The following is a 14,051-nucleotide window of genomic DNA, read 5'->3' on the forward strand; positions in this document are numbered from 1 at the left end:
GCGGATCAGAAGAAGCCCATCGGGCCCTCCGCGTACGAGACGAGGAGGTTCTTCGTCTGCTGGTAGTGGTCGAGCATCATCTTGTGGTTCTCGCGGCCCACCCCCGACTGCTTGTACCCGCCGAACGCGGCATGCGCCGGGTACTGGTGGTAGGTGTTCGTCCACACGCGACCAGCCTCGATCGCCCGGCCCGCGCGGTACGCGGTGTCGCCGCTGCGACTCCACACACCGGCCCCCAACCCGTACAGGGTGTCGTTCGCGATCGAGATCGCGTCGTTGAAGTCGTCGAACGAGGTGACCGAGAGCACCGGACCGAAGATCTCCTCCTGGAAGATCCGCATGTCGTTCGTCCCCTCGAACACGGTCGGCTGCACGTAGAAGCCCTCGCTGAGGTCGCCGCCGAGGTCGGCGCGCTCGCCTCCCGTGAGCAGCCGGGCCCCGCCCTGCTTGCCGATGTCGATGTAGCTGAGGATCTTCTCCAGCTGATCGTTCGAGGCCTGCGCGCCGATCATCGTCGCAGGGTCGAGCGGATTGCCCTGCACGACCTTCTCCACACGCTCGAGGCCGTCGGCGAGGAAGCCGTCGTAGATCGAGCGCTGGATGAGGGCGCGTGACGGGCAGGTGCAGACCTCGCCCTGGTTGAGCGCGAACATCGTGAAGCCTTCGAGCGCCTTGTCGTAGAACGGGTCGCTCGTGGAGCGGGCGACGTCCTCGAAGAAGACGTTCGGGCTCTTGCCGCCGAGCTCCAGGGTGACCGGGATGAGGTTCTGCGAGGCGTACTGCATGATGAGGCGGCCGGTCGTGGTCTCGCCGGTGAAGGCGACCTTGCGGATGCGCTTGTGCTGCGCGAGCGGCGCGCCAGCCTCGATCCCGAAGCCGTTCACGATGTTCACGACCCCGGCCGGCAGCAGGTCGCCGATGATGTCGAACAGGAACAGGATCGACGCGGGGGTCTGCTCCGCAGGCTTGATGACGATGCAGTTGCCCGCGGCGAGCGCCGGCGCCAGCTTCCACACGGCCATGAGGATCGGGAAGTTCCAGGGGATGATCTGCCCGACCACGCCGAGCGGCTCATGGAAGTGGTACGCGACGGTGTTCTCGTCGAGCTGGCTGATGCCGCCCTCCTGCGCGCGGAGCACCCCCGCGAAGTAGCGGAAGTGGTCGATCGCGAGCGGGATGTCGGCGGCGAGGGTCTCCCGCACGGGCTTGCCGTTCTCCCACGTCTCCGCGACCGCGATCTCCTCGAGGTGCTGCTCCATCCGGTCGGCGATGCGGTTCAGGATCACGGAGCGCTCCGCGGGGCTGGTCTTGCCCCAGGCGCTGAAGGCCTTCCAGGCGACGTCGACGGCGCGGTCGATGTCCTCGACGGTGCCGCGGCCGACCTCGGTGAAGGGCTTGCCGTTGACGGGACTGATGTTCTCGAAGTACTGGCCCTTGGCGGGCTCGACGAACTCGCCGCCGATGTAGTGACCGTAGCGGGGCCGGTAGTTCGCGACCGCTCCGGGCTGTCCGGGGGCGGCGTAGGCGAGGGACACGTCTTCTTCGACGATGGTCATGGGGTCTCCTTCGACGGGGGCGCCGCGGCGTCGATGCCGCGGTGTTCCCTCGACGCTAGGCCGCTCCCCGTTGCACTCCCGATGCGCAACGTTGCAGCCGGTTGCGCCCCGTTCGAATCGCTCACCTGGCTGCATCCGCGGCCGAAATGGCACCAATCGGGCGATTCGAATCAGCCGAGGCGCTCGATCCGCGTCACGAGACCGGCACGACGCGGCGAGCGCGCCGGCAGCATCTCCAGCGCGAGCCGCAGCACCTCCGCGTCCTCGCTCCCCTCGGGGGTGTCCGCATAGGCGAGCAGCACGTCCAGACTCGCCCCCGACAGCATCACCTCCCGCAGCGCCGCACGGACCGAATCGCGGAACTCCTCGACGCCGGGCGAAGTCGAATCCGGCAGCACCGGCCCCCGGTAGGCCGTCAGCGCGACCCGGTGGGCGCCGCGATCAAGGAGGGATAGCACGTCCTGAGCATCGGTCTCCAGCGGCACTGGAAGGCGATACGGGCGGGACTCCGGCACGAGATCCGGGGCCGCCCGCTCCAGGACCTTGCGCAGGCGCACCATCTCCGGCCGCAGGGTGTCCGGCGAGACCCCGGGACCGTAGACGAGCTCCGCGAGCCGGTCGGCGGAGAGGCCCTGGCGGTGCACGGCCAGCATCAGGAGGATGGCCGCGTGCCGGGCGCTGAGCTCGGTGACGGCCTCCTCGTGTGCCGACGCGGTCTCCAACCGGGCACGGTCGCGTCCGAGCACCTGCAGTCGCGCGCGAGCGAGGGGTTCCGGCGGGGTCCTGCCCGGCAGGCGTCGAGCCGGAGGCTCCGCTCGTCGCTGCAGCCGCGCCACGAGGAGCTCGGACTCGACCGCCCGCGCCGTCGCGTCGACGAGCAGTCGCGCCTGCGGGGTCACCACTTCGGGTCCGCCGGTGATGTCGATCACGCCGAGGACCCGCTGCGTCTCCGGGTCGCGCACGGGCGCCGCACTGCACGACCACGGGTGCACCAGGCGGTTGTAGTGCTCGGCCCCACGGATCTGCACCGACCGCTCCAGGGCGAGCGCCGTGCCCGGGGCGCTCGTGCCGACGGCGTCCTCCGCCCAGTTCGCGCCGGCCACGAACCCCATGCCCTCGGTGAGGGACCGGAGCTGCGCATCGCCCTCGATCCACAGCAGGCGCCCTGCCTGATCTCCGACGGCGATCACGACCCCCGAGTCCTCGGAGTCGCCCGGAAGCAGCAGCGCGCGGATCATCTCCATCGCGGAGGCGAGCGGGTGAGTCAGACGATAGGCGTCGAGCTCGTCCTCGAACAGGTCGAGCGGTGGCAGCGCCTCCGGACCGACACGGCGGCGCCAGGACCGCTCCCACGACTCCCGCACGAGTGGCCGCACCTCGCGGAGGCGGTGGTCGTCGAGGTTGCCGGCGATGAGCTCCTCGTGCGCACGCTCGACGAGGAGGCGAGACGCCGTCGGCGACGCCTCCCGCGGATCGTGCCACGTCGCAGACACGCGTTCTCCGTTTCTGGAGTCGAGAGCGTGCCCTCAGTGTACGAGCAGGATCGACCGGGCGGAACAGCGGCCGCGGCAGTGGTCAGGGCAACAGGGAGTGATCCCGCCGTCATCGGGTGCGTAGCCGGTCGAGGCCCGGATGGCAATACCGTTCTCGAATCCGTTCCCGGTTCCTATCGTGGTCCCATCACGAGTCAGGAGGCGCCATGAACGTCCACACCCCCACCAGCACTGGCTCCTCGCAGCGCGCCGACGCGGCCCACCCCGCCGCGACCGAGCCGGCCTGCGAGCGGATCGACTTCGACCGGTACGTCGTCGCGCACGACGCTCCCGTCGGATACATCGAGGTCGTGCCGCCGCTCTACGTCTGCTACCTCGGACACCCGTATCCTCGGGCTGTGGAGATCGCTCAGGTGTACGACTACGACCATGCCGTCAGCATCGTCAGTGCCATGGCCGCGGGCTCGCGCGACCACGCCCTCGCCGGATGAGCGGCGAGGTCTGGCCCGGGTCCGCGTACCCGCTGGGGGCCACCTTCGACGGTCAGGGCACCAACTTCGCGCTCTTCAGCGAGGGCGCGGAGCGCGTGGAACTCTGCCTCTTCGACGCGGACGGCACGGAGACACGAGTGCCGCTCACCGAGGTCGACGCGTTCGTCTGGCACGGCTACCTGCCCACGGTGCAGCCGGGGCAACGCTATGGCTACCGTGTGCACGGTCCGTACGATCCCGCGCAGGGACAGCGCTTCAACCCGAACAAGCTGCTCCTCGACCCCTACGCGAAGGCCGTCGCCGGTGAGATCGACTGGGGCCAGTCCCTCTTCGGCTACGACTTCGGCGACCCCGACTCCCGCAACGACGACGACTCCGCGACCGCGATGGCGAAGGGCGTGGTCGTCAGCCCGTTCTTCGAGTGGGGCGGCGACCGTCCGCTGAAGACCCCGTACGCGGAGACGGTCATCTACGAGGCCCACGTCAAGGGGCTCACCCAGCGGCACCCCGAGGTCCCGGAGGAGCTGCGCGGCACCTACGCCGGCATCGCGCATCCGGCGGTCATCGAGCATCTCCAGCGCCTCGGCGTCACGGCCCTGGAGCTGATGCCGGTGCACCAATTCGTCAATGACTCGGTGCTGCAGGACAAGGGCCTGTCGAACTACTGGGGCTACAACACCCTCGGATTCTTCGCCCCGCACAACGCCTATGCCGCCGGCGGCCAGGACGGCCAGCAGGTGCAGGAGTTCCGCGCCATGGTGCGCGCGCTCCACGAGGCCGGCATCGAAGTCATCCTCGACGTCGTCTACAACCACACCGCTGAGGGCAACCACCTCGGGCCGACGCTCTCCATGCGCGGGATCGACAACGAGGCGTACTACCGGCTCGAAGAGGATAAGCGGTACTACACGGACTACACGGGCACGGGCAACAGCCTGAACGCGGGCAACCCGCACGCGCTCCAGTTGCTCATGGACTCGCTGCGCTACTGGGTGACCGAGATGCACGTCGACGGTTTCCGCTTCGACCTCGCGGCGACCCTCGCCCGCGAGTTCTACGACGTCGACCGCCTCGCGGCCTTCTTCGAGCTCGTGCAGCAGGATCCGATCGTCTCGCAGGTGAAGCTCATCGCCGAGCCGTGGGATATCGGCCCCGGCGGCTATCAGGTCGGGAACTTCCCGCCGCAGTGGACGGAGTGGAACGGCAAGTACCGCGACACCGTGCGCGACTTCTGGCGCGGCGAGCCCCAGGCGCTCGGCGAGTTCGCCTCCCGCCTCACCGGCTCCGCCGACCTGTACGAGCACTCCGGCCGGCGCCCGGTCGCCTCCATCAACTTCGTCACCGCCCACGACGGCTTCACGCTGCGGGACCTCGTGTCGTACAACGAGAAGCACAACGAGGACAACGGCGAGGACAACAACGACGGCGAATCCCACAACCGCTCCGACAACATGGGCGCGGAGGGACCGACCGACGACATCGACATCAACCGGCGGCGCGCGCGTCAGCAGCGGAACTTCCTGGCGACCCTGCTGCTCTCGCAGGGCGTGCCGATGATCTCCCACGGCGACGAACTCGGCCGCACGCAGCACGGCAACAACAACGGCTACGCGCAGGACAACGAGCTCACGTGGATCGACTGGGAGGCCGCCGACCTGCCGCTCGTGGAGTTCACGGCGGCGGTCGCGCGGCTCCGGCACGAGCACCCGACCTTCCGCCGCAGCCGCTTCTTCGACGGACGCCCGGTCGCAGACGAGGACGAGGACGGCGAGCGCATCCCCGACGTCGTGTGGCTGCGCCCGGACGGTGCCCGCATGACGCCGGAGGACTGGGACTCGGGCTTCGGACGCTCCGTGGGCATGTTCCTGAACGGCCGCGGCATCCGCGAGAACGACCGCCGCGGACGTCCCGTGGAGGACGTGAACTTCCTCGTCTACTTCAACAGCGGCGACGAGCCCGTCGACCTCGCCCTGCCGGACGACCGGCACGGCGCGGAATGGCTCGTCTCCGTGGACACCGCCGGCGAACTCGGTGACCGGAAGCTCCGGGCGCGGGACAGCGTGCCGCTCGAGGGCAAGGCCATGCTCGTGCTGCAGGAACTCGACGGCGAGCCCGTCGACACGGATGACTCCGTCGATGCCTCGCTCCGCGCGCAGAGCGAGCAGGCTGCGTCATGACCGACAGACCGGTCTCGACGTATCGCCTGCAGATCAGCGAGGACTTCCCCCTGGACGCGGCCGCGGGGGTGACCGGATACGTCGCCGAGCTCGGCGCCTCGTGGGCGTACCTGTCACCGTTGCTGGCGGCGACCCGCGGCTCGAACCACGGCTACGACGTCGTGGACCACGGCCGCATCGATCCCGACCGCGGCGGCGCGGAGGGGCTCGTCCGCTTCGCGGCGGCCGCACGGGCGGCAGGCCTCGGCGTCCTCGTCGACATCGTGCCCAACCACGTGGGGGTGGCCGTGCCGCGGCAGAACCCGTGGTGGTGGGAGGTGCTGCGGCTGGGTCGGAAGACCCGTCATGCGGCGGCGTTCGACATCGACTGGGCAGCGGGCGGCGGGCGTCTCCTGCTGCCCCTGCTGGGCGCGAGCCCGGACGAGGTCGTCGCGAACGGCGAGCTCGTGGTCGACACCACGCCGGCCGCCGACGCGCCGGACGGCGTTCTGCGCTACTTCGAGCATGAGCTGCCCCTCGCCCCCGGCACCGCGGCACTGGCGGACGATCTCCCGGCGCTCCTGGGCGCCCAGAACTACGAGCTGCGGTTCTGGCAGGACCAGAACACCGACCTCACCTACCGCCGGTTCTTCGCCGTCTCCGAACTCGCCGGCATCCGGGTCGAACGGCCCGAGGTGTTCGCCGAGTCGCACCGGGAGATCCTGCGCTGGATCCGGGAGGGTCTCGCGGACGGTCTGCGGGTGGATCACCCGGACGGCCTCGTCGACCCCGGCGCGTACCTGGAGCAGCTCGCCGACGCGACCGGACGCGCGTATACGCTCGTCGAGAAGATCCTGGAGCCGGGCGAGGCCCTGCCGGCCTGGTGGCGGACCGACGGCACCACCGGATACGACGCGCTGGCCGAGCTCGACCGCCTGTTCGTCGACGCGGAGGGCGTCGCGGCGCTGGACCGGCTGGATGCCAGGCTCCGCGCGGAGACCGGTCTCCCGGACCCGCTCCCCTGGCACGACCTCATCCACGACACGAAGCGGATGATCGCGGACACTCTTCTGGCCGCCGAGGTGCGCCGACTGGTGCGTACGCTCCCCCACGGGATCGTGCACGCCGACGATGCGCTGGCCGAGCTCCTCGCCTGCTTCCCCGTGTATCGCTCCTATCTCCCGGAGGGCCGCGAGCACCTGCGCGCCGCCTTCGCGGAGGCACGGCGGCGACGTCCCGACCTCGCGACCGCGTTCACGGCGCTGGAGCCGCTGCTGAACGATCCGCGCCTCGAGGTCGCGCAGCGATTCCCGCAGGTGAGCGGCGCCGTGATGGCGAAGGGTGTGGAGGACACCGCGTTCTACCGGTTCACCCGCCTCGGAACACTGACCGAGGTCGGCGCCGACCCGTCCCTCCCCGCGCTGTCGGTCGAGGAGTTCCACGACGCGCAGCGGGCGCGGTTGGCGGCGTGGCCGCACTCGATGACGACGCTCTCCACGCACGACACGAAGCGCTCGGAGGACGTGCGCGCGCGCCTGTCGGTGCTCTCGGAGATCCCGGAGCGCTGGGCCGAGGTGCTGGCCGAGCTGCGCGACGTGGCGACCACCGGGCACGGCCCGCTCGACGCGCTGATCTGGCAGGCCGCGGTCGGCGCCTGGCCGCTGCCCTCCGACCGGCTGCTCGCCTACGCCACCAAGGCCGCGCGTGAGGCCGCGGAGCGGACGACCTGGCAGCATCCGGATGCGGAGTTCGAAGAGGGCCTGGCCGCGATCGCCCGGTCCGTCGAGGGCGATGCCGCGCCGATCCTCGACCGTTTCGTGGCCGAGATCGTCGATGCGGGGCGCTCCAACTCCCTCTCCGCCAAGCTGCTGCAGCTCACCGGCCCCGGCGTGCCCGACGTCTATCAGGGCACCGAGCTGTGGGACCTCTCGCTCGTCGACCCCGACAACCGTCGACCCGTCGACTTCGCTCTGCGCGCCCGGATGCTGCGGGATCTCGACGCGGACCACGCCCGCGGTGTGGTCCCCCCGATCGACGACTCCGGCGCCGCGAAGCTGCTGGTGACCTCGCGGGCACTGCGACTGCGGCGGGACAATCCGGAGCTGTTCCGCTTCTACCGGCCGGCCGTCGTCGAAGGTGAGGCCGCAGACCACGCGATCGCCGTGCACCGCGGCGGCGCGACCGCCGTGGCCACACGGCTGCCGGTCGCGCTGGCGCGCCGCGGGGGCTGGGGCGACACGGTCATGATGCGCCCCGAGCTGCCGGGGACCGACCTCCTCACCGGCCGGCGGATCCCGCCCGGGCCCGTGCGACTGGCGGAACTCCTCGACACCTACCCGGTCGCGCTGATCGAGCTGGCTCGATGATCTCGGTGTGGGCGCCGCGGGCGACCCGTGTGCGGGTACGACGCCTCGACGACGCGGGCACCACCGTGGAGGAGCGCGCACTCACGGCGGGGGCAGAGGGGCACTGGGCCGCCGACGTCGTCCTCGCGGACGGTGAGCGCTACGGCTTCCTCCTCGACGACAGTGATGACCTGCGCCCCGATCCGCGGTCGCGACGGCAGCCGGACGGCGTGCACGGGGCCTCGGCGGCCTTCGACCCCGCCGCCTTCGCGTGGACCGACGCCTCGTGGACCGGACGGCAGCTCGCGGGGGGACTGATCTACGAGCTGCACCTGGGCACGTTCACGCCGGAGGGCACTCTCGACGCGGCGAGCGGTCGCCTGGCGCATCTCGTCGACCTCGGCGTCACGCATGTCGAGCTGCTGCCCGTGAACGGCTTCAACGGCCGCTGGAACTGGGGATACGACGGCGTGCTCTGGTACGCGGTGCAGGAGGAGTACGGCGGCCCCGCGGCCTATCAGCGCTTCGTCGACGCCGCCCACGCGCACGGGCTCGCGGTCGTGCAGGACGTCGTCTACAACCACCTCGGCCCGAGCGGCAACTACCTCCCGCTTTTCGGTCCGTACCTGCGCGAGGGCGAGAGCACCACCTGGGGCGACTCGGTGAACCTCGACGAGGACGCCGTGCGGGAGTACATCCTCGACAACGCCCTGATGTGGCTGCGCGACTTCCACGTCGACGGACTCCGGCTCGATGCCGTGCACGCCCTCCACGACCGGCGGCCGGTGCACCTGCTGCGGGAGCTCGCCGAACGCGTGGACGCCCTCTCCGCGCAGCAGAACCGGCCACTGAGCCTCATCGCGGAGTCAGACCTCAACGATCCGACGCTCATCCTGCCGCGGGAAGCCGGGGGCTACGGGCTCACGGCGCAGTGGTCGGACGACTGGCACCACGCCGTGCACGTCGCGCTCACCGGAGAGACCGCCGGGTACTACGCCGACTTCGCCGCAGACGAGGCGGTGGCCAAGGTGACGGAGGGCGGCTTCTTCCACGACGGCTCCTTCTCGTCCTTCCGCGACCGTCCGCACGGCGCCTCGATCCCGGCCGAGGTGCCGAGCTGGCGGCTGGTGACCTTCGCGCAGGACCACGATCAGATCGGCAACCGCGCCGCCGGAGATCGGCTCTCTGCCACGCTCTCCCCCGACCGGCTCGCGGTGGCCGCCGTGCTCACCCTGACGGCGCCGGGTACCCCGATGCTCTTCATGGGCGAGGAGTGGGGGGCGACGACCCCGTGGCAGTTCTTCACCTCCCACCCCGAACCCGAGCTCGGCCGCGCGGTCGCCGAGGGCCGCACGGCGGAGTTCGCCCGCATGGGATGGGATCCGGATGCGGTGCCCGACCCGCAGGACCCCGAGACCTTCCACCGCTCGCACCTCGACTGGGCGGAGGCCGAGGCCCCGGAGCACTCCCGGCTCCTGACGCTGTACCGCGACCTGGCACGACTGCGGCGAGCGCGACCGGAGCTCACCGACCCGGACTCCGCGCACACGACGGTCGAGGTCCGGGAGACGGACGGCCGCCCCGAGCACCGTGTCTACCGCATCGACCGAGGAGGAGTGTCGGTGCTCGTGAACCTCTCCCCCACCCCCGCGACGTTCAGTGTCCCCGCCACGTCCGAGATCCTCCTCGCCACCGCGGCCCTGACGCGCTCCTCCACGTCCCTGAGACTCCCCCCGGACGCCGCCGCCATCGTCAACTGAGGTCGACCCACCCCTCTCCGGTCCTCCCGGCCCCCTGCGTGCGGCCGTAAGGGGCCGGGACGCACGGAAGGGGGTGGGCCGGCAGGAGTCAACCGCGCGACGCCCACCACTCCCGGAGACGCTGCTCCGCGACGGCCTCGCCCAGCACACCCTCGTCGAGGCGCAGATCGAGGAGGAACCGGTACGCCTCGCCGACCTCCCGGCCCGGCTTGATGCCGAGGACCTCCTGGATGCGGTTGCCGTCGAGCTCCGGACGGATCGCGTCGAGCTCCTCCTGCTCCCGGAGCGCCGCGATCCGTGACTCGATGTCGTCGTAGGCGGCGGCGAGCCGGGCGGCCTTGCGCTTGTTCCGCGTGGTGACGTCGGCGCGGGTGAGGATGTGCAGGCGCTCCAGCAGATCGCCGGCATCGCGGACGTAGCGGCGCACGGCGGCATCCGTCCACGCCCCCTCCGCATAGCCGAAGAACCGAAGATGCAGCTCGATCAGGGTCGCGACGGCATCCGTGGTCGCCGAGTCGAAGCGCAGCGCCTGCAGCCGCTTGCGGGCCATGCGCGCGCCGACCACGTCGTGGTGGTGGAACGTCACCGCACCGCCCGGCTCGAGCTTGCGCGTGCGGGGTTTGCCGATGTCGTGGAGCAGAGCTGCGATCCGCAGCGGCACGTCCGGCGCCGCCCCGGGGTTCCGGGCATGCTCGAGCGCGATGGCCTGGCTGAGCACCGTGAGGGAGTGCTCGTAGACGTCCTTGTGGTGGTGGTGCTCGTCGACCTCGAGCTTGAGAGCGCTCACCTCGGGGAGGAACTCGTCGATGAGTCCGGTCTCCACCAGCACCCGGATGCCGCGGACGGGGTCGTCGGTCTGCATGAGGCGCACGAGTTCGGACTGCACGCGCTCGGGGCTCACGATCTTCAGCGTCTCGCGGAGCTCGGTGATCGCCCGCTCTGTATCCTCCTCCACCGTGAAGCCGAGCTGCGCGCTGAACCGGGCGGCCCGCAGCATCCGGAGCGGGTCGTCGCCGAACGACACCCGAGGATCCGTCGGCGTCCGCAGTACCCCCGCCACGAGGTCCTCGACCCCGCCGGTCGGATCGACGAGCTTCACCGCGGGCACCTGGAGGGCCATCGCGTTGACCGTGAAGTCGCGGCGGACGAGGTCGCCATCGATCGAGTCGCCGAACTCCACCGTCGGCTTGCGCGTCACGCCGTCGTAGCTGTCCGCCCGATAGGTCGTGATCTCGACCTGCTCGCCGCGCACCCGGGCGCCGATGGTCCCGAAGGCGCGACCGATGTCCCAGTGCGCGGAGGCCACCGGCTTCACGATCGCGAGGATCTGATCCGGCGACGCACTCGTCGTGAAGTCGAGGTCGTGCGTCTGCCGCCCGAGCAGCGCATCGCGCACCGGACCGCCCACGACGGCGAGCTCGAAACCGGCGGCGTCGAAGGCCTCCGCGAGGGTACGGACGACGGGATTCTCGGCGAGCGCGCCGAGACGGGCGAGGCCGTCGGCCATGTTGAGCATGGGTTCCAGCGTACCGGCCGCCCCCTGACGCGCCCGCGTTCACCTCCCCGTCGTCTTGATGTCAGACCCCGGTCATCCGGCTCCGCTGGGCTGGGAGCGCCCCGTGCGGCTGAGCACGGACACCCACCCACGAAGGACAGACATGACCTCCCCCACCCCTGCGGTGCGGTGGCGGCGTCGCGGACTGACGTCCGTCGCGCTGCTCGCCGTGCTCGGCGGCGCCGTCGTCGCCCCCGCGGCCCTCGCCGCGCCCGATCCCGAGGTGCCGACCGGATCGCTCCTCACCGGCGACACCCCCTGGCACTACCTCGACGACGGCTCCGACCCGTCGCCCGCCCCGGCCGCGCTGCGCGACTGGACCCTGCCCGCGTACGACGACAGCGCCTGGAAGACCGCACCGGGCAGCTTCGGTGCCAAGAACGGCGCCCTCGCGCCGGTGGGACCGCAGACCCCGAAGACACTCCTCAACCACTACCTCGACGGGGTGAAGGCACCGACGGTGCCGACGTACTTCTTCCGCACGACCTTCGAGCTGGAGGCCGGCGTCGCCGAGCAGGTCGCCGCCCTGCAGAGCACCGTCACCTTCGACGACGCGATCATCGTGTGGATCAACGGCGAGGAGGTCGCCCGCTACGTCGACGGCCGCATCACCGACACCACCAACGTCGAGTACGCCGGAGACTCCAACGGCGACCCCCTGACCAGCACGTTCAGCGCCGAGGGCGACCTGCTCCGCGACGGCACGAACACCATCGCCGTGTCGCTGTTCCAGGACCGCGCGTCGAGCTCCGACATCTACTTCGACATGTCGTCGCTGACCCTCGTGAAGGCCTCCGACCCCGGCACTCCCGTCGTCGCCCCGCCGACCCGCGTCATCCTCACCCCGACCGAGAAGCCGGAGGTGTCGCAGTCGTTCTCCTGGCTCGCCGGCGACGCGTCACACACGGCAGGTCAGGTCGAGATCGGCCCCGCAGCAGGTGGCGCCACCAGGACGGTCGACGCCTACGACGCCGGAGTGGTGAACGGCAACCCGAACAAGCACTTCTCGGCCACGGTCACCGACCTCACCCCGGCCACCGCGTACCGTTACCGTGTCGGCCTCCCCGGCAGCTGGAGCGACTGGCACGAGTTCCGCACCGCGGACCCGAAGGCGAGCGACTTCCAGTTCATCTACTACGGCGACGCCCAGATCGGTCTCGACACCACCTGGCCGAGCGTCGTGAAGCAGGCAGAGGCTCACGCCCCGCGATCGATCGGCTCCGTGCACGCCGGAGACCTCATCAACACGTCCAGCAACGAGAACGAGTGGCTGAACTGGTTCAAGGGCATGGAGGATTCCGCCGTGCGCACCAACGTCATGGCCGCCCCCGGCAACCACGAGTACTCGGGGGACAAGCTCCTCACCGCCTGGAAGGCCGCGTTCGAGTACCCGCACAACAACCCGTCCACGAGCTCGATCGGGGACCTCGCGAACCTCGCGAAGGGCGACTCCGAGGTCGCACAGCAGTATCGTGCGTTCTTCGACCACTGGAGCTCGTTCGCCGCAGAGACCGCGTACTACACCGACTACCAGGGCGTCCGTTTCATCACCCTGAACGCGACGCGCGACACGACCTTCCTCACGCCGGCCGGGCTCCCGTCCTGCACGGGCGCGGAATGCCCGTCGTCGCAGATCGGCACGCTGTGGACCCGCTTCCAGGCGGCGTGGCTCGACCTGCTGCTGCAGAACAGCCCGTCGAAGTGGAACGTCGTCACGTTCCACCAGCCGGTGTTCTCGGCGTCGGCCGGTCGTGACGAGCCGGTGCTCCGTGCCGAGTGGCTGCCCGTCTTCCAGCGCAACGACATCGACCTCGTGCTCATGGGCCACGACCACACGTATGCCCGCGGTTTCGTGAACACGGACGCCACGGACACTCCCGGTCTGACCACGGGGCCGGTGTACGTCGTGTCGAACTCCGGCGCCAAGCACTACGACCTGGAGACCCCGGAGAAGAACGTCTGGACCAACAACGGCGCGACCCAGGTGCTGCGCGGTCAGGGCGTGACGACCTACCAGGTGATCGATGTCTCGAAGAACCAGCTCGTCTACCGGTCGTACCTCGCCGAGAAGCAGCCGGACGCCACGACCGACCTCCCCGTCGGCGCGGTCTACGACACGTTCACCGTGACCAAGTCCGACGCGGGCGAGAAGTGGGTGACCGAGGCCGGCGTCACCCCACCGGTCACGGAGGAGCCGGAGCCCGAGAAGCCCGCGACCGTCGAGCTGGGCGCGCCCTCGGTCACCGCCGGCGGCACGCTCGCCGTGTCGGGCAGCGGCTTCGCGGAGGGCGCCGAGCTCGCGCTCGAGCTGCGGTCCGACCCGGTCTCGCTCGGTACGGTCACGGTCGCGGCGGACGGCACGTTCGCGCGCACCGTCACCATCCCGGCGGGCACCCCGGCGGGTGCGCACACCCTCGCCGTGATCCTCCCCGACGGCTCAGAGGTGACGGCCTCCCTGACCGTGACCGCGGCGGCCGGTGGCGGAGCGATCGTCCCCGGTGAGAGCGACTCGGGTGGCGCGACCGACGGCGACCTCGCGACGACCGGTGCCGACAGCACGCCGTTCGTCATCGGGGCCGTCGTGCTGCTCGCCGCCGGCCTCGGCCTGTTCGCCCTGCGTCGCCGCCGTGCGCACGCAATGATCGAGACGACGGACGCCGAGTAACCCCCTCCTCCCTCCACGGGCGCCGCCGGC

8 protein-coding genes are annotated in these 14,051 nt (G+C 70.7%); 5 read left to right on the plus strand and 3 right to left on the minus strand.

Annotation, left to right across the window (positions count from 1 at the left end; all coding sequences use genetic code 11):
• Positions 1-5: 5 nt before the first annotated feature.
• Positions 6-1,556 (minus strand): acetaldehyde dehydrogenase ExaC, encoded by a 1,551-nt coding sequence (gene exaC, locus AB0310_RS09875; RefSeq protein WP_280567886.1) that lies wholly within the window; start codon positions 1,554-1,556, stop codon positions 6-8.
• Positions 1,557-1,726: 170 nt separating this feature from the next.
• Positions 1,727-3,049 carry a GAF domain-containing protein gene (locus AB0310_RS09880; protein WP_259953759.1) on the minus strand — a complete coding sequence of 441 codons (1,323 nt, stop codon included), beginning with the start codon at positions 3,047-3,049 and terminating at the stop codon, positions 1,727-1,729.
• Positions 3,050-3,255: 206 nt separating this feature from the next.
• Between AB0310_RS09880 and AB0310_RS09885 the strand changes: the two genes are divergently transcribed.
• From AB0310_RS09885 to treZ, 4 genes are read left to right on the plus strand one after another with little or no spacing between them, the layout of a single operon-like run.
• Entirely contained in the window at positions 3,256-3,540 is a 285-nt protein-coding gene (locus tag AB0310_RS09885) for a hypothetical protein (protein ID WP_060922071.1), read from the plus strand.
• The gene (glgX, locus tag AB0310_RS09890) at positions 3,537-5,717 is read left to right on the plus strand and encodes a glycogen debranching protein GlgX (RefSeq protein WP_259953756.1); all 2,181 of its coding nucleotides are present in this window, start codon (positions 3,537-3,539) and stop codon (positions 5,715-5,717) included. Before AB0310_RS09885 ends, glgX begins: the two co-directional genes overlap by 4 nt.
• A complete protein-coding gene (gene treY, locus AB0310_RS09895) occupies positions 5,714-8,062 on the plus strand; it encodes a malto-oligosyltrehalose synthase (RefSeq protein ID WP_366237140.1) in 2,349 nt (782 codons plus the stop codon). Before glgX ends, treY begins: the two co-directional genes overlap by 4 nt.
• A complete protein-coding gene (treZ, locus tag AB0310_RS09900; protein ID WP_366237141.1) occupies positions 8,059-9,801 on the plus strand; it encodes a malto-oligosyltrehalose trehalohydrolase in 1,743 nt (580 codons plus the stop codon). Before treY ends, treZ begins: the two co-directional genes overlap by 4 nt.
• Before the next feature lie 88 nt (positions 9,802-9,889).
• On the opposite strand, the gene AB0310_RS09905 is transcribed toward treZ, so the two are convergent.
• Positions 9,890-11,317: a CCA tRNA nucleotidyltransferase gene (locus tag AB0310_RS09905; RefSeq protein ID WP_268777858.1), complete on the minus strand. Its 1,428-nt coding sequence runs from the start codon at positions 11,315-11,317 to the stop codon at positions 9,890-9,892.
• Positions 11,318-11,459: 142 nt separating this feature from the next.
• Between AB0310_RS09905 and AB0310_RS09910 the strand changes: the two genes are divergently transcribed.
• Positions 11,460-14,021 carry a fibronectin type III domain-containing protein gene (locus tag AB0310_RS09910; RefSeq protein WP_366237142.1) on the plus strand — a complete coding sequence of 854 codons (2,562 nt, stop codon included), beginning with the start codon at positions 11,460-11,462 and terminating at the stop codon, positions 14,019-14,021.
• Positions 14,022-14,051 lie beyond the last annotated feature (30 nt).

It is taken from the genome of Microbacterium meiriae (assembly GCF_040702565.1).
GTDB classification, from domain to species: Bacteria; Actinomycetota; Actinomycetes; order Actinomycetales; family Microbacteriaceae; genus Microbacterium; species Microbacterium meiriae.